This window comes from Pectobacterium sp. F1-1 (assembly GCF_025643735.1).
Taxonomy (GTDB): Bacteria; Pseudomonadota; Gammaproteobacteria; order Enterobacterales; family Enterobacteriaceae; genus Pectobacterium; species Pectobacterium colocasium.
On record NZ_CP104733.1, the window covers coordinates 65,851 to 86,728 of the forward strand.

The 20,878-nt window shown below is 52.4% G+C and carries 10 protein-coding genes and 2 pseudogenes; 2 read left to right on the top strand and 10 right to left on the bottom strand.

The features are described from left to right. Positions 1 to 102: 102 nt before the first annotated feature. The 7 genes and pseudogenes from NAL19_RS00295 to eat all read right to left on the bottom strand — a co-directional run bounded on the left by NAL19_RS00295 (position 103) and on the right by eat (position 11,469). Entirely contained in the window at positions 103 to 378 is a 276-nt protein-coding gene (locus tag NAL19_RS00295) for a DUF4279 domain-containing protein (protein ID WP_317630300.1), read from the bottom strand. Positions 379 to 526: 148 nt separating this feature from the next. Further along, on the bottom strand, positions 527 to 1,045 hold the full coding sequence (locus NAL19_RS00300) for a hypothetical protein (protein ID WP_263058447.1): 519 nt from the start codon (positions 1,043 to 1,045) through the stop codon (positions 527 to 529). Between the two features lie 150 nt (positions 1,046 to 1,195). Next, positions 1,196 to 1,684: a hypothetical protein gene (locus NAL19_RS00305; RefSeq protein ID WP_263058448.1), complete on the bottom strand. Its 489-nt coding sequence runs from the start codon at positions 1,682 to 1,684 to the stop codon at positions 1,196 to 1,198. Further along, a pseudogene (locus tag NAL19_RS21745) lies at positions 1,681 to 6,752 on the bottom strand (DUF637 domain-containing protein). The gene NAL19_RS00305 and the pseudogene NAL19_RS21745 overlap by 4 nt, the downstream one beginning before the upstream one ends. Before the next feature lie 39 nt (positions 6,753 to 6,791). Continuing rightward, entirely contained in the window at positions 6,792 to 8,474 is a 1,683-nt protein-coding gene (locus NAL19_RS00320) for a ShlB/FhaC/HecB family hemolysin secretion/activation protein (RefSeq protein ID WP_263058451.1), read from the bottom strand. A gap of 256 nt (positions 8,475 to 8,730) precedes the next feature. After that, the gene (locus tag NAL19_RS00325; RefSeq protein WP_263058452.1) at positions 8,731 to 10,074 is read right to left on the bottom strand and encodes an aspartate aminotransferase family protein; all 1,344 of its coding nucleotides are present in this window, start codon (positions 10,072 to 10,074) and stop codon (positions 8,731 to 8,733) included. Between the two features lie 33 nt (positions 10,075 to 10,107). Then, positions 10,108 to 11,469: an ethanolamine permease gene (gene eat, locus NAL19_RS00330; RefSeq protein ID WP_263058453.1), complete on the bottom strand. Its 1,362-nt coding sequence runs from the start codon at positions 11,467 to 11,469 to the stop codon at positions 10,108 to 10,110. 258 nt (positions 11,470 to 11,727) lie between these two features. Between eat and NAL19_RS00335 the strand changes: the two are divergent. Further along, a pseudogene (locus NAL19_RS00335) lies at positions 11,728 to 12,734 on the top strand (phosphotransferase enzyme family protein). A 157-nt stretch (positions 12,735 to 12,891) separates the two neighbouring features. After that, positions 12,892 to 13,950 carry an AraC family transcriptional regulator gene (locus NAL19_RS00340; RefSeq protein WP_225086420.1) on the top strand — a complete coding sequence of 353 codons (1,059 nt, stop codon included), beginning with the start codon at positions 12,892 to 12,894 and terminating at the stop codon, positions 13,948 to 13,950. Between the two features lie 6 nt (positions 13,951 to 13,956). On the opposite strand, the gene bcsC is transcribed toward NAL19_RS00340, so the two are convergent. The 3 genes from bcsC to bcsB are packed head-to-tail and all read right to left on the bottom strand — an operon-like array spanning position 13,957 to position 20,858. Next, complete coding sequence (gene bcsC, locus NAL19_RS00345) at positions 13,957 to 17,436, bottom strand: cellulose synthase complex outer membrane protein BcsC (RefSeq protein WP_263058454.1); 3,480 nt, start codon at positions 17,434 to 17,436, stop codon at positions 13,957 to 13,959. Then, positions 17,418 to 18,533 carry a cellulose synthase complex periplasmic endoglucanase BcsZ gene (bcsZ, locus tag NAL19_RS00350; RefSeq protein WP_263058455.1) on the bottom strand — a complete coding sequence of 372 codons (1,116 nt, stop codon included), beginning with the start codon at positions 18,531 to 18,533 and terminating at the stop codon, positions 17,418 to 17,420. Before bcsZ ends, bcsC begins: the two co-directional genes overlap by 19 nt. Before the next feature lie 6 nt (positions 18,534 to 18,539). Then, on the bottom strand, positions 18,540 to 20,858 hold the full coding sequence (gene bcsB / locus NAL19_RS00355; protein WP_263058456.1) for a cellulose biosynthesis cyclic di-GMP-binding regulatory protein BcsB: 2,319 nt from the start codon (positions 20,856 to 20,858) through the stop codon (positions 18,540 to 18,542). Positions 20,859 to 20,878 lie beyond the last annotated feature (20 nt).

Here is a 20,878-nt window from a genome sequence, read left to right on the forward strand (position 1 = left end):
TTTTAAACCAATGTCTTATGTTTAAATATAATGTTTGACATCTATTCTTCGGGAAAAAATAGATGTCAAAAGAACATTCCAGATCTAAATCAGCTAATGCCTTCATTTGCTCTGGCCAAAGAACGGGGCCGCCGTCACCGACCACCATACACAGCTAAGTGTCATTTTAACATCAGGTATATTTTTCAGTTTTTTTAAACCCTCCCGAGAAACATCAAGTTTGGTGATAATCCAATCAACATGATCCCTTAGATCTTTTGAAGAAATAAAGTCTTCGGATGAAAGAAACCATCCCGATATTTTTACTTCACGGGTTCGACCTAGGCTGTGTCCCTTAACCTCCCTACATACCAAAAGTACTGTAAGAACACTTCCCAAAATGTGATTGTTGGTTGAATATTAATCAATCCGGGGGGGGGGGGGTTATTAACTGCACCAATAAAGATGATTTAATAAAATTTTTATTATTTGAATAAACCTGAGCCTGCCGCAGGATCAGGTTTATTACATTTAGATTATTATCATGTTATCTCAACCAAAATGGCAGATCATCAGGCCCCAGAGCATCATACTGTTCGAGGGGACGATTTTTATCTTCGATAAACCAAGGTAAGTCAGAAATAACGGTTTTTACTGCTTCGTATTCATACCCTTGATATGAATTGAAAAGCTGATAATTTATTTCAGCAGATTCCACACACTCTAAGAATGCTTCGAAATAACGCTTGAATATATCTGATAGCATAGCTTGATTCGGATTTATCCAGCTTTTTTCTCGACAGACTATCATTTCATGATCCCAATCAATTGATGTACTTGGGAAAGTAGAAAAAAGGTCTCTTACTCTATTCATTTTTTCCTTAGCGAGTGAGAGTTTCTCAAGACGTAGATACCGCTTGTAGAGTCTATCAACTAAAATATCCCAATTTTCATCTGGGTACTTCCATTTTGTTAAATTGTTAATGCACTGAAAAAATAGTGAAAGATCATTGACTGTGCCTAGCTCAACGACTAAATCTCCGCCACTGAACCCTATCGTTTTCATTCTGTTTTAAACCTGATTGATGAATGACCAAAAATTTATCCCAAAAGGAGTTGTCGTATAATACATCACGATAATTTATAAGGTTGTTAATAATAACACCTGAGCCAATTTTATGAGAGGCTCAGGTTTATTTTTTAAATTTTTATCATGCTATCTCAGCCAAAATGGCAGATCATTAGGCCCCAGCGCATCATACTGTTCGAGGGGACGGTTTTTATCTTCGATAAACCAAGGTAAATCAGAGATAACGGTTTTTACAGGAATGTAAGTGCCAAAGTCATGATAGAAAGATTCTGCCGATTTTATGGCATTATGAAAATTTTTAAAGTGTTCTGAAAAAATGGTTGCTAAGTTATCTTTATCAAGACATAAGGTTGATAATTTAATATCCCCATCAATGTCTTCCCAGTTTATTTCTGTGGGTAAAGTACGACTAAATAGCGCTTCTACCTGAAGTGCTTGCTCAGAGGCAAGGTAGAGATCATTTTTTTCCAAGTAGCGGTGATAAAGTTCATCAGTCAACAGATTGGTGCTTATCGCTGAAGCGAACTGCGCTATGCATTGGAAAAATATATACATATCAAGAGATGTACCGCACTCGTAGACGGTATGCCCACCATGGAATCCTACGTTTTTCATTTCGTCATGAATCCTATATCTGTTGCGCTAAGTATGTTATTTGATTTGGTGACAATTTCTTTGATGATCGCACTTTTTTGGGCATCAGTCACAGTTTGTCCCCTTATATCAATAATAACTTCCTGCCTCATACCCGCAGGTAAATTCGCCTTACGTTCGATCGCTTGTTTTGATACGATATTAACCAGACCATTCTGGTTAGTAGCCAGATTATAATTTTTTACTTCAATACTACAAGTTGTACCTAAACACCAGTCTGGACGTACACTGCCTGCTGTGCCGTGCGGGACTTCTTTACCGCCTTTAAAGCTGATCTGTTCACGCCAACCTTCGCCTAGATTTTTACCTATATCCGTTTCGGATTTTCTCCAGGAAGGGCGCTCTATTAGTGCTATTTCATTTTTAACCGTTTCAAACGCCGCTTCAGCTTCTTTAATTTTCCCTGAGCTAAGATACTTTCTGGCCTGCTTTATTGCTGCGTTGCCCGCTGCTCCGAGACCAGGGACAATCGCTGCTGCGGTTAAAAGATAATCAAGAGCTGTTTGTGCCTCTAACGCACTTTTAATCCCTCCCGCGACAGGTGTAAAGTCCATGATCATCATGGCCGCAGCCATACGAGCGTCAACACGTTCCTGTGCAGCTTTATCCCCTTTCTTAGCGGCCACTATATCGTTGGCATTTTCCTGAAACATGTGGTCAATCTCATGTTCCAGAAAGTTGTACCGGTAAGTAATTTCGGCAGCATTGGCAGCACTATGAACTCCGCCAGGTGAATTGGTAGCAATAGCGCCGGCCAGAGAACCGATAACTCGGGATATTAACGCATTGGTTTCGTCCTTCTGGGTGATTTTTAGAAGCGTAACGACTTGTTTATCAAGCTCGCTTTTGTATTTTGGTTCAAACAAACTACTTCCCATTACTGCGCCAGCCAGCTCTGCCGCTAATGCACCAGCCGCAGCGCCTTTGACGTTACCACCGCTTATTTCAGCTGCTATGCCCGCGACGACGGCATGGCTGAGTGCTTTGCCCGGGACATCAAGAACAGCGCCGTTATCCCCGATAAATTTCGCCCCTTCCGCATTGATCTGGCTGCCGACATTACTGAGGAGCGCCGTGGTGAAATTATCTTTAAAGCTGCCGCCGTTAATCGCAGTACCGATGCTGGAGCTGATTACTGACTGTCCAGCAATGCGCTGTGCGACTCTATACCAATCTCCGTTATTCAATACGGGCAGTTTCTGTGTGCCGCTGACCGCTGTGCCTGTTTTTAAAATCTGATCAAAACCAGCCAGCGCACCACCTATTGCCATTGAAGTAACTAGTGATTTTACAGAAGCACTGTTACCCAGTGTTTGCATGGTTTTGGTAAGGTTACCTTTGTTGTCGACCAGTGCGACTGCTGCCTGTGAGGTCAGAGCCGTCATACCTGAGTAAACTGCTCCGGACATCACAGTGGCTGTCATTCCGGTCGCACCAGCGGCATTGACCGTCGCTGTTGCAGCCATCCCTGCCAGACCTGCACCAGCGGTTACTGCTGCAACGGCAATGGCAATTACGGCACCCACCACTGGATTCAAACTTTGGGTGGTATGGTTCCAATTTGTGTAGGCATCCTGTACTGCGTTCCACTGCACATCTTTACGGGTATTTAACCCTTTCAGCCACATCGCCCCTGGAGTATTGCTGAGAGTCTGTAACGCATTTTGCAGAGATTGGGCATTGCGTGTTTTTACGGCAGCGGAAATTCCAGTTGCGGCATCAACGGTAAACTGACCACCAGCGTGGATAGATGGCAATAGCCAGGTGTCCTTGGTGTATCCCCTATCGGAATTTTTAATGAAGAAGCCTTTCGATGTGGTGATAGTCTGCTCAAACGTGGTGTTTTTTACCGCCTTAAAGATGACTTTACCTTGAGTACTGGTGAGTTTAGCGTTCTTACCTGCCTCTATTTTGCTCGCTTCATAGATGCTGTCATCACGGCTAAGCAGATTGATGTCGCTTCCGGCAGTAAACTCGGTCACCTTATTACTGACATTATGATAGGTCTGTTTACCTTTTTTCCTTTTTTCCCATACCAGGTGCGACTGCTGGATTCTATTTCATAGTGATTGGTTTCTTCCATGGCTTGCGCATACAGAAATCCACCTTTAGCAGCCACGTCCATTGCACCTTTTGCAAGTAAACTAGTGGCCTGAAATAAGATGCTGCTGTTGGATAAAAGCGTCAGCACACCACCGCTGTTTAATACGACATTTTGTTGTGTTGTCGATTCATTGAACTCTTTATCACCTTCTCGCACTGAATGATTCTGTAGTGCATTGAATTCCATTTTACCATTACTGCTTAAGGTCATATCCCCTGTTGATGTTAATGAACTGCCGGATGCAATAAGATCGCCGTTTGTGGCAAGAGTAAGGTTGTTTCTTGCTGTGATTTTGGTTATCGCGTAGCGTTCATCTTTATTTTCTTCATCAGGGTTTTCTATAGATGAATATGGCGTAGACAGTAATGATATGGTATCTCCAGTAATAATGTTAATGTTGTTTGTTGCCGATAAGTTGGCTGATTTTATGTTTGTAATACCACCTGAACTTATTAACAAATTTCCTCTGCTGTTTATCTCGCTTGATAATAAAGGGGTTCTGGTCTGTGGAATGAAATTAGCATAACTAGTGCCTATCTGTTTATTTTCAATGGATATTGATTTATTTGAAATTAGTTCGATGTTTCTACCCGCAGTAAATGAAACCCCATGTAATATAAGTTCCATGCCTGATTTAACAAGGATGCTATCACTAGAAAATATTTTGTTTAAATTGAAAAATGCATCATCAAATCTTTTTTGATTATTAAATGGATTGTCTTCTTTTTTATGAGTAATAGAGTCATTTGGCGTATTGGTAATGTTTATGTTTCCTTTGGAAATAAACGATGTGTTCTTGTTACTATTGAAGTTAACACCAAACAAATTAATATTGTTTCCTGCATTTAAAGATAGTGTTTCTCCTGCAGACAGTGATGCATACAGTCGGTCGCCAACACTGTTAAATATAGGTAATATATCTGTCGTATAGATAATATTACCTTCACGGCTCGTAAGATTTATATTTTTGGCTCTTAATGATGATATTGTTGAGTTTATAGATAAAATTGAATTGATATTGATTTCATCTTTTCTCGAAAGAATATTCGCGTTTTTAAGAATAGTGTTTCCTGAAATTAAATTGGAGCTATTCGATGACTCAATTGCACCGTTGATAGATATTCTGTTCGATTTTAGTAATACATTATCACCTTTAATATTTAGTTCGTCTAACGGTACGGGTACTGAGGCTGTATGAGTGATGGGTTGTTGAGTTTTTTTTATATCAATGGTATTGCCAAAATCTGCAACAATATTCCCAGTTGCCTGTACCTTTGCTGATAACAGTTGTTCACTCTTAAAGGCACTCTCTTTATCTTTGACTTTATAGTAAGCAAGAATTAGTGGCATGCCATCATCAAGGAAGGTTGTACTGGCGGATTGTGACGTATTTGAGCGTCTGACAGCCTGCTCCTGTGCGGTTTCCGAACGAAAATTCGTTGTATGTTCCGTTTGCTTGAATAAGGGGGAAATATTTAAAAATGTTTGCCCAGCAAGAAATATATTACCAAATGATTTCAAACTACTGGCGTTATTTTCTAGTTGAGTTGCATTAATATAGAGGTTTTTTTCACCATGAATTTCAGCTTTGGGCGTTAAGGTGATAAATTCCCCTTCAACCTCTTTTTTAGCAATAGAGGGAATATACGTTTTCGCATCGGAAAGTGCGCGAATCGGTAATTCATTCTCAACATTAAGGTTGGCGTAAGTTAAATCCTTCTTCTCTTTTACAATGATCTGATCTCTGACGTTTTTAAGTGAACCCGTCCGAATCACCAAATCCCCGGTATTGGTCTTAATCGTCCCCGAGCGGTTTTCGACCTTAACGCCTTTATTCCCCGTCGCATCTTTTTGGATCCACAGGTTGTTGTTGGCCTGAATGGTGGCCTGTGTGTTGGTCAGGGTATCGTTGAACAGGCGCATATCTTCGCCCGCGATGATATTCCCTCGGTTATTCAATACGGTACTGGCAAGCGTGATGTCACGGTCGCTTTTCACCGTATTGCCTGCGGCAATATCGACCTGCTGTGCATTCAGATTAATATCGGTTTTCGCGTGAACATTACCGAGCTGGATTCTACCTTTGCTGTCTAGCGTAATGCCTTGCTGAGAGCTGGTCAGGTTAGCGACGTTAGCGCCGACTCCGTCCTCGGTTGCCACGAGCCGGATGCGTTCTGCATACATACCGCCGAGCGCTTTGGTATCCACCGCCAACAGCGGTTTGGTACCTTCTCCGGCGATGGGGGCGATCGTGCCGGTTTTGAAATCGACCCGATTGCTGCCTTGAGTCAGCGTCAGGCTTTTTGCGTTGATTTTGCCGTTCAGTTCAGTTGCCCGGCTGAGGATATCGACATAATCCGTTGCTGAACCGTCCAGGCCTTTTCCACCAATGGTGATGCTGCCTTTTTTCACTTCCAACGCTTCCAGGGCGCCTTGCTGATCCAGCACCGGTTTACCCGTCGTCAGCGTGGCTGAAGGTGTGTTGATGAACCCACATCCATCACAGGTAATGCCATTCGGGTTGGCAATCAATACGTTGGCTTTATTCCCGAAGACTTCTATCTTCCCTTGCAGGTCTGAGCGGGTGGAGCCCGTCACCTCGTTGATAATCAGCTCGGCCGCTTTGCCATTAAGGTTGGCGTTAGCGTTTACCTGTCCGGCCAACTGCGATTGACCTGCGGCAATGCTGTTGTTGAGTACGGCACCAGGCGTCCCGACGCTAAAATCTTTATAGGTATTGTGAGAAACACCCGCTGCGTTTGGTGTCGCGATATTGATGACCGGGACGGCACCCGCGTTGTTGACCTGCGTGCGTGGGCCGTCTGGTGTGAGTGCCGCGAACGCGGGGTGTAACGGCTGAATAGCGGTCAGATAGATCAGCAGATAGCTAAGCCCGCGTGTGGGGCGGTTATTGAATTTTTCCATGTGACTTTCCTTGTTTTCCTTTTGCTGTGAATAAAACGCTTAATCAAAAAGTGCCGTAATGGGGAGGGCGACTTGCCAGTAAACAACGGCGTTATCGGGATGGAGATCGTCCGGGAAATGTAGCGGCACGCCGAGCGACACGGATTGGCTTACCCAACGTGAAGACGCGGACAGGCCGACAGAAGCACCGGTCATATTGCCGCCGTCGACTTTGCCGGTTTTCCCGGCGATCCATCCGCTATCCACTGCCGTTGTGAGCGCGATATCACCCAAGAGCGGCAGCGTGGCGACTTGCCAGTTCACTTCGTTACGCCAGTAGAAACCCCGATTGCCGGTCAGCGTTTGTTCCTTAAAGCCCCGCACGGAATACTCGCCGCCGAGCGAGACACGTTCGCTGGTATACAGGTTGTCCGGCGTGGTTTGGCCGTAAAGGGAAGTCAGGAAGGTCAGCGAAGGTGCAAGCGGATAGAAATAGCTGCTGCTGACGCTAAATTTACGGAACTCGCTGCGCGGCAGGGCACGGTTTTCCTTTGTGTCATCCGTTGCACCCCAGCTCCTCAAGCCGTGGCTTAGCATCGGGTTAAGCGTAAAATATCCACCCGCCAGTGTGGTGCTATAGCTCAGTCCAATACTGGTGCTACTGACCGTCGGGCTGCTGATTCCAAGGCGTTCACCTGCCATGCGGTTCTCGGTGCGTCGGCGAGAGAGCGCGCTATCCAGCGCCAGCTTCTGCTTCCCATCTCGGTAGAGCGTTCTGTTGAGGCTTAGCCGATGGGTGTTGCTTTGGCCTTCATAGCGATATGTGCTACTGCCAATCGGGATTGGCTGGAAAAAGTCGTTCCAGGCGTATTGATAGCCGAGTGTCCAGTAGCCATAAGGCAAGGACATCCCGCCCGATAACGCTTGGCTGCCGTAGCTGTGGCTGAACGCGCTATCACGGCTGGCGGTGAGCCACCAGCGGTCAGCGAGTCGCAGTGGGTTATCGAACGTGAAATGAGTGGAAAGCTGTTCGCGGCCCGTGCTTTTTTGCCCGCTGTTGTCCGTGCTGAGAGACACGGTCACAGGGCGGGATTGCGTGGTACGTTTGAGGTAAACAATCGAACTTCCGGCTTGCTTTCCCGGCTGAATATCAATCGCCACCTGTCGTGAAGGTAGGCGATTAAGCTGTTCCATCCCTTGTTCGATATCGCGCAGATTAAGAATACGTCCTTCCAGCCCGGGGAATGCCATCTTGATTGCAAACGGCGTTTCCCCTTCCATGCGGATGGCTTCTATCTTTCCCTCGCTGACGCTGATGATGAGTGTGCCTCCAGAGAGGTCTTGCTCCTGTAAATAGGCCTGACTGGTGACAAAGCCGTGATTGAGATAGGTGTTGGTCGTTTCCCTCACGGCGTTATGGATGGTGACTAAGTCCAGGCAGCGATTTTGGTAGCGTTGCTGGAGAGCGGTCCGATCTTTCGTCGAGAGAGTGTTTGCATCGTGAAAGACAATGTTTTGGATGGGGAAGCAGACGGCATCTTTTACTGTTGATTCAGTGACCGTGGGTATCGTTAAGGTGGTGCTGTTTTCCAACGATAACCGCTGCTGTTTGGCCTGCTCCAGTAATGCTTTTTGCTGGAGTTCCAGCGCATCTCGATCCGTTGGGCTGATGGCAGTGGCGGCAAAGGTTGAGCTGCTGAGGCTCAAAAGAATAAGGCTTATAAAAGAAAGGGTTTTACACAAAATGAACGCGATCCTTACGTTGATTTACATTTTGCGCTTATATACACAAATGCCTTATTCCGTGACTAGGTAAAATCGATACCCGATAGAAATTCGACAGAATGCGTTGAGAAATTTAATTTATGAGAATAAAAATGAGAGTCATTATCATTTTTATATAAATAGGCAGATAACAATATCGTAAGACATAATAATTTTTATATTTATCATAGGGTTTCCGCTGCTATGGAAACCCTATGAAGGGGAGAACACGAAATCAGACGTGGGTTAGCGCCCCCAGACAATCATCCAGCGCGCCGACCAGCCAGTCAATGTCCTGAGTTTGGAACGCCAATGGTGGACGCAGTTTAAGTACGTTGCCATAAGGGCCAGCGACTGATGTCAGTACACCACGGTCGCGTAGTGCTTCTGTCAGATTCAGCGCCAGCGTTTTATCCGGTGTTTTGTTCTCTCTGTCGCTCACCAGTTCAAACCCGATAAATAACCCCGCGCCGCGCACGTTGCCTACACAAGCGTATTTGTCTTGCAGGGTGGTCAGTTCCGCCAGTAACTGCGCGCCCACGACGCGACTGTGTTCCTGAAGTTGCTCATCGTGAATTACTTTCAGCACCGCCTGTGCCGCGGCCATGGCCACTGGATTTCCGCCGAACGTGTTGAAGTAGGGGATCTGGTCGCTGAAAGCGGCGAGCACGTCGCTTTTTGCCAGCAGCCCGGAAACCGGGATGCCGTTGCCCATCGGTTTTCCGGTGGTGATGATATCCGGCACGACATCATGCCGTGCGAAACCCCAGAAAGCATCGCCAGTGCGCGCGAAGCCGGGCTGAACTTCATCCGCGATGAAAATACCGCCATTACGGTGCACCACATCAACCACAGGACGCAAAAAGCCGCGCGGATTGGGGTGTACGCCATCGGAAGAGAAGATGGAGTCCGCAAGGAACGCGGCAAATTTGATGCCGTGCGCTGCCATATCATCGATCTGTTTCTGGATTTCATTGGCAAACCATACGCCCAGATCGGGCGTATTGACCCGATAGGCATCTGGTGGTGGCACCAGTCGGGTGGTCGCCGCCAGCGGTTGGCCGCTGCCTAATGCGGGTGAGGCACCGGAGGTCAGATCGCTGGTGCCATGGTAGGCCTCACGCGTCACGATAACCCCTGTGCCGCCGCTCCAGGCCCGCGCGACGCGGATCGCCAGATCGTTGGCTTCCGAACCTGTGCACATATACATGGCACGGTTGATGGCCGCGGGTGCGGTGGCGAGGAGCTGCTCTGAATAGTCCAGAATACGTTCATGCAAATAGCGAGTATGGGTGTTCAACTGCGTCATTTGTTGATGAACGGCATCGATGACTGCCGGGTGGCAGTGCCCGATGCTGGCGACGTTGTTATAGACGTCGAGGTATTTCTTGCCGTCGGCATCCCACAGGTATTGCCCTTCGCCACGCACCAGATGAACCGGTTTGCGATAAAACAGACGATAAGACTCGCCTAGTACCCGGCTGCGCTTGTCGGTCAGCGTACGGATATCCGCGCTCAGCGCGTCAGCATGCTCGGCGCGGAAACTGTTGGTATCCATGATGGTTGAACGTGTTGCCATAATCTCTCCCGTTATAAAATGTGCGCCGCAGTGTTAGTTGGCATCGGCGACAAGTGGTTCAAGCAGATGTTCCCGTCGTGCTTTGGTGGTCAGGAAATAGAGGTAACCGAGCAACATAAAGGTACAGAACAGCCCACCGATCACCGGATTGAACCAGAGCATCGCAATCAGGCAGATGATGGCGCAGACGAGTGCGAATGCGGGGACGATGGGGTAACCGGGCGCGCGATAGCTGCGTGCCATATTGGGTGCGCTGCGGCGCAGGCGAAACAGGCTTAGCATGCTCATGATGTACATGACGATGGCACCAAAAACCGCCATGGTAATCATCGCTGCGGTCAGGTTCATGCCCTGGAGATTAATGCCATCGCAAAAGATGGCGGCAATCCCGATCGCGCCGCCAGCCAGAATCGCACGGTGTGGCGTGTGGAAGCGGGACAGTTTGGCAAGTCCCGGCGGAAGATAACCTGCGCGCGCCAGTGCGAAAAACTGACGGGAGTAGCCCAGAATAATGCCGTGGAAGCTGGCGATGAGGCCGAACAGGCCAATCCACACTAGCATGTGCATCCAGTTGGAGTTTTCCCCGACGATGATCTTCATGGCCTGTGGCAAGGGATCGTTGAGGTCGGAGAGCTGGCGCCAGTCACCTACGCCGCCCGCCATCAGCATCACGCCAATGGCTAAAACCACGAGCGTCAGGATGCCGCTGACGTAGGCGCGCGGAATCGTGCGTTTGGGATCTTTCGCTTCTTCGGCAGCCATTGCCGCGCCTTCGATAGCGAGGAAAAACCAGATGGCGAACGGTATCGCCGCAAACATACCGGAAATGGCTGCGGGTGAAAATTCATGTTGTCCCGCCCAACCGTGCGCCACGAAATTACTCAGGCTGAAGCCCGGTGCGACTACGCCCATAAACACCAGCAGTTCCATGACGGCCAGCAGCGTGACCACCAGCTCAAACATCGCCGCCAGCTTCACGCCGAGAATGTTCAGGCTCATGAAGATAAGGTATGCGCCAACGGCCGCAACTTTGGGATTCAGCTCGGGATATTGCACGTTCAGGTAGGCGCCAATCGCCATCGAAATGGCAGGCGGTGCGAAAACAAATTCAATCAGCGTGGCCATACCGGCAATCAGGCCGCCCAGATCGCCGAACGCGAGTCGGCTATAGGCAAAGGGGCCGCCAGCATGGGGGATCGCCGTAGTGAGTTCGGTAAAGCTAAAAATAAAGCAGGTGTACATGGCGGCGATGAACAGCGTTGTGACCAAAAACCCTAACGTGCCCGCGACGCCCCAGCCGTAGCTCCAGCCAAAATATTCACCAGAAATTACCAGTCCTACCGCGATACCCCACAAATGCAGGGTGCCCAGCGTGGGCTTTAATTTGCTCGTCATCACATTATCCCCGTCAGTCTGCTCATGGTTATTCGGGGCCAGTACGGCAACCCCTGTTGGCTTGTGTAGCGATAATGCCCACGCTTGTTGGTAGAAAACTTGACGCTGGCGTATCGAATGCTGCGCGCTGAAGTCAACTTTTACGGTTGGTATCGTCCTTGCGCCTTCTGGAGTCAAACCGGGGTTGTGGGGCGTCAAGTTTCTCTGCACGACACACGCCATGCTGAACGCTCGTTGACTCGCGTCGGAGTGGGAACCATGAGTGCTAAACAATATGACACCTTAAGTAATGCAGAAATTACCGCGCTGGCGCACCGGGCGCTGGCCTGCTATCCGGCGGCGCTGCAAGGGGAACTGCGGCTGCTATGTCGTTCGGAAAATGCGACGTTTCTTGTTTCGTCGGCCGGTAAGCGTTATGCACTGCGGCTACATCGCAGCCATTACCATCAGAAAGCGGAAATTGAAAGCGAGTTACAGTGGCTGGACGCGTTGCGTGATACGGGGATTGTGGTACCGGAAGCCGTGCGTGATGCGGTGGGGGAACGTGTACAGTCGCTGGCTCTCCCTGACGGCTCCTGCCGCTACGCCGTGTTGTTTCACTGGATTGACGGCGATATGCCGACCACCAGCGTCGATCCACGTGCGTTCCGGCAACTGGGCGAAATCACCGGCCGGTTGCACCAGCACAGCCGTCAGTGGCAAAAGCCCGACGGTTTCCGGCGTATTGTCTGGGATCATCACACGATGGTCAGTGCGCAGAGCCACTGGGGGAACTGGCGTGACGCGCCGAATTTGTCGATGGCGGAGCACGGCATTGTGGAAGACGCGATTGAGCGTATGGGGCAGAGATGGCGGCATTTGGTAAAGCGCCGCAGCGCTATGGCCTGATTCACGCCGACCTGCGCCTGACCAATCTACTTTTGCATCGTGGTGAAACGCGCGTGATCGATTTTGATGATTGCGGCATGGGGTGGTATCTGCACGATCTGGCTGCGGCGATTAGCTTTGTGGAGCACCATCCGCGTGCGGCAGAGTGGGTTGAAAACTGGCTGTGTGGCTACGAACGTGTCGCGCACGTCAGTGATGAGGAGCTGGCGCTGCTGCCGACGCTGCTGATACAACGGCGTGTCCAGCTCACCGCATGGGTGGGGTCGCATGCAGAAACGGAGATGGCGCAAAGTCTCGGTGCTGACTGGGCAAAACACAGTGTGCGCCTGTGTCGTCGCTATCTGGAAACCAGCGATCTGCCGATTGGCGTGGCCTGAATGCACCACGGGCGGGCAGCCTGCGCTATGGTAATGCCCGCTCATTGAATGCACGGTTTATAACCCATTGATTTCATGTGAGTGAGGACTGGTACGAAACTTGCTGATCGTTTCATGACCCGTTGGCGGGCAGAGTGATACGGCGAGGTGAAAGAAAATGGAAAATGTGACGTACTCTTCGGCACTGAACGCGGCATTCTGCTGCCACCGAGGTGTTTTGGCGGCGGCCGCGACCGGGCTTGGCGACTTTATTCATGATAACGGCGGCGATGCCGATCGTATCTTTGGCATTAGCGGCGTCGATCCAGAACAACTTGCCAGCCCGACACTCAGTCTGGGACTGGTGAACTATTGCCGGGTGATGGAGGAAGCGGCGCGTAATTCGGGTGTTGATAATTTCGGTTTACACTACGGCAAGCAGTTTAAACCGCAGTCATTAGGCCTGATCGGCTATATCGGCTTATGTTCCGACACATTGGAGCAGGCGTTGCACAACGTGGTGAAGGCATTTCCCTGCCATCAACACGATACGTTGACGCGCATGGTGGATAAAGGAGACTGCTGGCGGCTGGATTATCAGGTGCGGCACGGCGCCATTTTACACCGCCGTCAGGATGCTGAACTGACGCTCGGCATGTTTCTCAACCTGATCCGCCATGTTCTGGGTCGGCATTGGGCGCCACGCGAGGTGCATTTTGAGCATCCTCGTCCTGAAATGTGGCATGAGCACTGCAAGGTGTTCGATGCGCCGGTTTACTTCGATCAACCCTACAATTCCCTGCTGATCCCCAAACATCAGCTGATTCGTACCATGCCGGATCGCGATATGACGTTGCTGCTGGTGATGCAGGATGCCATTCGCCGCCTGAATGAAGCGTCACCACAGCAAAGCATTGTCGATCAGGTGCGCACGCAGGTGCATCTGTTATTGATGCAGAAAGAGCCGACGCTGGAAGACGTGGCGGAAAAGGTCGGGTTATCCAGTTGGTCCCTTCAGCGTCGTTTACGTGAAGAAGGGCTCAGTTTCTCATTGCTGGTTGATAAGCTGCGCTGTGAAATGGCGACGCACTATCTTCAACAGAAGCAACTGCCGATTTCGGAAATGGCGCTGTTGCTTGGTTATTCCGAGGTGAGCGCCTTTTCCCGGGCATTCCGTCGCTGGTTTGGCATCAGCCCTCGTCAGTGGCGCAAAGGCGAGGCTCTCAACCTCGCCTGATGCGGATTACTTAAAGTCCGCGTACGGCGTGAGCGGCGGTGGCGGGCTGTCGAGATCGCCTTGCCAGCCGGAAGCGGAGTAGCGCAGGTAGAGGAGGCCGTGGCTTGGGGTGTAGTCCTTCGCCTGTTGAATGTCGATACCGACACCCAGCGTCCAGTGTGAGCTGAGGCGGCGTTCGACGACGGCACGTGCCGTATAGCCGAAGCCGGAACTGCTGCTGCCTTGTGCAATGTTGTCTCTGTCGGTGAGCGCGGCGTTACCCAGCAGGCCAACCAGTGGGTAGCGACGCTGGTTTTTCGTTGACGAATGGGACCACGACAGCGATCCACCGAGCTCCCACGACCAGTTTTCCGTCCGCTGCCGATAGTTCACCGGCACACCCAGCGAGAAATATTGCTGCGGGCTGTAGTAACCGCCCTGACCGAGCGAGTAACCGCTGAGATCTTTCTGGTAGCGCCACCACATGCTGTTCAGGCCGACCGTGACGCGGCGGTTATCCTCGTTAATCAGCTTGTAGTAATACCCTGCCATAGCGCGGGCGCGGTCATTATCGGCCACGTTTTTACCGGTGATTTGGTGGACGCTGAAATCACTCCAGACACCGTGCGCTTCGCCCCTGTCGTAGCTCAACCCAAGGCTGACGCCTGTGGCGCGCACGCCACCCCAGGTAATGCCGGTGCCAGGGTCTTTAGTGCCGCCGAATGCCAGCAACGAGCTTGAGATGGGACGGCGCGAGGCCGTCGCAGTCCAGCCGATTTGCCGCCAGTCACCGCTGTAGCTTGCGCCCCCGACAATATCGACCACGTCGAAGCCGAGCGGCGTGGTGCCGATATCTGCCGACCAGCGATCATTCTTCCAGCCTGCGGCAACGCTGGTGCCGGTGGCTTTCTGTGATTTACCGTCGAAACAGTCCTGCGTGGCACAGGTGCCGAAAGTTTCCCGATAGGCACCGTTGCTGTCCGTAGAGAAGGAGCCAGCGTACATCTGTACGGTATCGGTGCGGAAGAAGGCGCGACCGTCGTACAGCGGCATGTCTATCTGCAACATGGTGTCGTGGGCGCTCAGATCGGAAATCCCGCCGGTGCCGCTCGAACGCCAGTAATCGTGGTCAAGGGTGACGGTAATATCCTGCTGACGATACAGGTCTGCCGCATCGGCGCGGATGCCACGTTGCAGCCAGTCGTCTCCTGCATGATTGCGCGTCAGCCGGGTATAGTCATCGTCGGTTTGCGGCAGCGTCGGTGTGATGCCGCTGGCGACCATCGCCTGCTTATAGTCCTGCTGTGCCTGTTCAGGCTGAGACTGTTGCTGCTCAACGCGTGCCGCATCGCGATAGACTAGAGCCTTGGTCTGACCGACGGGCTCTTTCTGCGCATCGATTTTTAGCTGGCGGAAAAGCGCCGTCGATTTTTGCGGATTGCCTACCGCTTGCCAGGCGTTGGCGACGCGCCGCTGTGCATTGAGAGTGTCCGCGGCCTGCGTGGGGAGCTGGTTCAGATGCTGGCGCGCCTCATCTTGCCGACCCTGCGCGATAAACGCATCGATCTCACCCAGCTGTGCATCGGGGTTCTGTGGTTCTCGTGTGCGGATGCGTTGATAATCCGCCAGCGCCGTCGCATATTCACCCCGTGCCAGCGCCCAGTCTGCCAGCAATAGATCGATACGGGTGTCAGATGGTTGCTGGCGCAGGAAAGCAATGGCGGCGGGTTCGTTACCTGCATCGCGCATCGCTTCCGCTTTTGCCAACGTGGTCTGCATTGCCAGGCGCCGGGATAAATCACGCATGTCGTCGCTCCACTGTGCGGCGGGCAGCGTGTTCAGGTGAGCGAGCGCTTGCTCGTCGCGATTGGTGGATGACAGGTAAAGCGAGTAAACGTAGTTCTTCTCCGCGCTGGCCGGTGGCACGGCCGTCGCGCGCTGCACCACGCTGTCCGCTTGCTGCATTTTCCCCAACTGGCGTAGCGTCTGGGCATAGTGATAGGCCAGCCACACATCGTTTGGATCCTGCTGGTTCGCCTGACGATACTTCTCCTCAGCCTGCGCCCACTGCTGCTGCTCTGCCAGTCGGTCTGCCTGCTGTTTCAGGATCTCGAGTTGTAGTGCGGCAAGCGTTTCCCGCATTGCATTCTGCTGGCTGCGCGGCAGGCTGTTGAGGTAAGTGAGCGCTTTCTCCGGTGACTGGCGTTGATAAATACCAACCAGACCGCGTAAGGCGCTGTCGTTGCCGGGTTCAAGGCGTAACGCCTGCTGATAGAGCGGTAGGGCGACGGCATCGTTTTGGCTGGCAACGGCGACATCGCCCAGACCAATCAGCGCATAGGGATTGGTGTTATCCATCTGGCGTGCCTGCTGATATTTTTGCCGTGCCAGCGGTAAATTATTGGCTTTTAGCGCGTTATCGCCTTCCGCAATGGTGGTCCAATATTGCGTGCTTTGAATCAGCCCTTCCCATTTGCCGCTGTTCAGGTGATTAACATCCGCCTGCAATGCCTTCTGGAACTGTGCCAGCGCTTTTGCCCGATCGCCCGCGCGCAGGTAAACCAGACCCACCGCGCCGATCAGCTCAGGGTCGTTGGGTGTGGCGGCCAACGCTTGATTGAGTTCACCGAGCGTGGCGCGGTTGCCCCCGCCGCTTTCCACCACCGCCAGACTGCGGAGACGGGCCTGATACGTAGGGTCGGCCAACATTCCCTGCTGGCGGTTGAGCTCTTTGCGCGCGGTTTCCGCCTGTTCACCGTCATTAAATACTGTCAGGAAGCGGTTGAGCTCCGCCACGCTCTGCGGTGTGACCGGCATCCGGCCAATAATTTCCAGCCATAGCGACGCCGCCTGGCTGCGTCCGACGGGGTCGGTAGATAGCTGTTTTAGCAACGGATAGGCCTGTTCGTTGCGATCCTGGCTGAAGAGCAGGCGTGATAACACCATACGCAGCGGAACGTTGTCAGGGTAAACCTGATCCAGCGCTTCCAACTGTTTGATCGCGAACGGTTCCTGATTCGGTAAACGAGAAACCAGCCGCCAATACTCCACAGCGAGATCGAGTGTGGGTGGCTCGCCGTGAAAGAGCGCGTCGTACTGCGCTTTGGCTTCCGTATAGCGCCCGGCGGTAGACAGCAACCGCGCCTGCTGTAACTGTTGACGTGCGGTTTCCTGTGTCAGTGCCAGCGTCATCTCTGCCTGTCGATAAACGGCAGAATCGGGAGCCACGGCCTTCAGCTTGTCCAACTGCTGGCGTGCCTGTGTCTGATCGCCTTGACGCAGCGCCAGCCGCAGTTTGGCGGCGATAACGTCGGGACTATCCGGGTCGATCAGCTCCAGCCGATAAAGTGACTGGCGCACGAGATCGTCTTTGTTGCTGGCTTCCCCCAGACGCACCTGTTCCATCAGAAATTGCTCTGGCGACGCGGTTTCCGCGCTGTATGCCTGCGGCGCAGCAACCAGCAATAACGGGAAGATGCGCAGCCAGTTTACGGTGTTGTTGTGCATTGGCTGCCCCGAGACGGTAAAAGTTGGCCTTGTGAAGTGAAACGATAGCGCTTCTGATCCCATCCCTGACCAAAGAGCGTCAGAGAGGCGGAGAAATACGCATCGTCCCCCGGTGGATTGTCGGCGAGCCGCTGTCGCTGGGCAGCTAGCGCGTCTGGTTGACGAGAGAGCATCGGCAGCAGCGAGGCGGAAAAGCCTACCGATCCCTGTCCGGTAACGGCACCTGTCGCGGTATCCGTTTTTTCGGGCGGCAGACCTTGCTGGATAGTCTGCTGAATCATCGGCTGGAACTGTTTGACCAGTTCGGTTTTCCCTCTACTGCTGTCGGCCATCATCCCTGCCCACAGATAAACGCGGATGGCGTCGTAGCTGCCGACGTTGGGTTTAGTGGTATCGGGCTGCCACCCCTTATCTTTTTGCCAGATGACCCAATCCGGCGAGAATCCTTTCGGCGCGGTTTCCAGCAGCAGGCGTTGCGTGGTGCGCTGCATCGCTTTCCACGTCTCACCCAACTGAGCAAATCGAGCCAGCAGCTGTGGCGGAAGGTAGCTGGGGTTTAAGCGCCAGTGCTCTTTCTCTGCGAAACCCACTTTGCCAGGCAGCAACATCACGCCCAGTCCCGGAATATGCACGACTTCTTCCTTGGCGATACGGGCGAGCAGCGCAGTACCTACGGTCTGATAGCGTGCTTCTTTCCACAGTCGGCCGGCTTCAAGCAGGCTATAGGCAATCCACAGGTCGGCATCGGAAGCCGAGTTTGGATCCAGCACTGTCCACTGTTTATCCTTGCTCTCTCCCCACAGCCAGGCGGGCAGATGTGCGCTCAAATCACCTGCGGACAGGTTGTTTTCCGTCCATTGCAACAGCCGATCAAACATCATGCGATCGTTGGCGACCAGCGCAAAGAACATGGCGTAGCTTTGCCCTTCGGACGTGGTGATTTTGTTGGGTGTGGAGGTATCAATCACCCGTCCTTCCGCGCTGATGTAATTCTGCTTGTACTGCTCCCAGGCTGGCCAGTCGCAGACAGCGGCGGTGGCCAGGGAAGTCCATAGCCACAGCAGCGTGGGGATCAGGTAGCGCAGCACGCGTGGCATGGTGCGTTAATCCCTTTCATCCGGCGACAGGCGACGGCGACTGAAGAATTTCAGGCCACGCCACAGCAGCCAGGCAACAATAATGACAGTAAGGGTCGATATGATGGCCAGCCAGACGGGATGTTGCGCCAGGGCGTGCCAGATACGTTCCCACCACGGCAGGTGACCGACGTAATAAATGTCCCCGACGCGGAGATTATTGATGCCCGATTCGCGGATGACGGAAACAGAGCCGAACAGCGAGGCTCTTTTTTCGCTGTCGATCAGCGCGTTATTGAGTAGCGTATAGCCCTGTGGGCTATCGGCCAGCAGCGCGACAACGCTACGCTGGTCGTGATACGGAGACTGGAAGCCGATAATCGCCGACATCGGCCCGTCACCGCTGACGGTGGTTTTGCTGTCTGGCTTCGCGTCAGAGGCTGGCGACCCCGTATCCAGGACTGCGGTCTGACGCGTTGGCTGCTTAATCCAGCTTTGCGTTTGCTCGACCAGCAGGTTGATTTTGCTGTCATCATGCAGCGCTGGCGGGATAGCGCCGATCATCAGAATATCGCTGTCCTGCTTGTCGATTTGCGTCCAGTCATCGCTGAGCTGTACCGCTAACGCCGGGTAGCCGGTTTGCGCCCCAATATTACCGATGGCATTCAGCATCGCGCTGACCTGAGCCGGCTGTGGCTGCTTGTTCACCAGTACCAGCGTTTGTGACAGGTCAGCCAATCGGCTGAACGGGTAGCCGGCATTGGCAAAGGCACGCAGATCCGGCATCGCCATAAAGTGGCGGTAGCCAGAGAAGTTAATCGTCGAGTTGCTGTCGATAACGGCGTGATTCACGACCGGCGTATAGGTTTCACAGCGGTCAGCGGTGCCGCTGGAGAGCAGCGTGGTGTAGTTGAAATCAAAGCGTAACTGGTTGGTTGTGCCCAGTTTCAATGCCGGAATGGACAGGCTCTTGTCGGAATCCCATAGCCCCTGCGTTAGCGGCAAGCGCATTAATAAAGAGTTCTGATTGTGCTCCGGCGCCAGCGAGAAGGCTTGTACAAACTGGTTGTTCAGGTTGATGCTCAGACGTGAACCATCCTGAACTTGCGGGGCAGTGTAGCGGTATTTCAGGCGCATATCGATGCCCTGACTGTGGATCAGGAACAGATCGGGCGGCAGGTTCATGGTCAGCGAAATCGGCCGGGGCACGATACCGTCGGTTTGCAGTTGTTCGTTATATTGCTGAAGCTCGGCGAAGGTCATCGGACGGTCGGTGCGAACCCAGTTGGGCGCATCATGCGGCTGGCGTGGGGCAAGCTGTTCGACCTTATTGATGGTGACGCTTTGCCCACGGAACAGTGTGTTCCCCTGAGCGATGCCCTGCACGGCGGTGAGCAGTTCATTGTCATCACGCCCCTGAACCAATAGCAGCTTGATGTGCGGATCGTTGGGATGGCTGATGATAGACACCGTTGGCCCCTTCACGGCAGGCGTATCGCGCAGGAAATCCGGCCGCTTCTCGTTGGTAGCGAACACAATACCGTGACTATTCGGCAGTTGGTTGAAGAGGGCAGGGAAAGACTGACCGCGCCATTGTGCTTTGCTGCCAAACCACGAGGCGAGTACCGCGGCGGCACGCTGTTGCACCAGATCCGGCTGGCCAGCAAAGACGATAGGCAGCGTGAGCGGGCGGGTATCGCGGCTGTCAAAGAATGGCGCAGGGAACGGCGACAGATCGTCTTTCAACGTCAGCTTCTGGAATTGCAGGTTGAGCGTGCTGGCTTTACTGACATCCAGCCACAGGCTGGTACTGGCCGGGTTTTCACAAATGTTCTGATAATGGCCGACGAACACCAGCTGTAGGCGGTTAAAGTCCGTGATATAGCGCGGATCGATAGGAATACGGACGCGGTTGGATTTCCCCATCTGCTCTTTACCAAGTGGCGTAACGCCCATTAGCTCATTGTTCAGATAAACCTTGATATGTGACTCGGTGGGGATCAGCGCCGGTGACGAAGTAAATTCAAGATCGAGAGAAGCCTGTGTGACCACCTCGTCGCTACGAACGCCGAACTCAATCTGCCCGTTGGGATCGATACCGCGCAGCGCAAAGGTGCCTGGCGCTGGTGCGATTTGCGCAAAAGGCAGCATCACGTTGCGCACGTCGGTATGGGTCGACGGCTGCGCCAGAGGAACCGCAGGCATGGCCGTCGCTGGCGTTGTGGTGGTAGGCGACTGGGTGGAGTCCCCTGTTGCCGGAGTCGATTCGTGTGGCGCGGTGACAGCCTGAGATAATGAGCTGACGCCTAAAGCCAATGCGGTGAACCAGATTATTTTTTTCGTCATCGTGTCATCATCAATGTTAA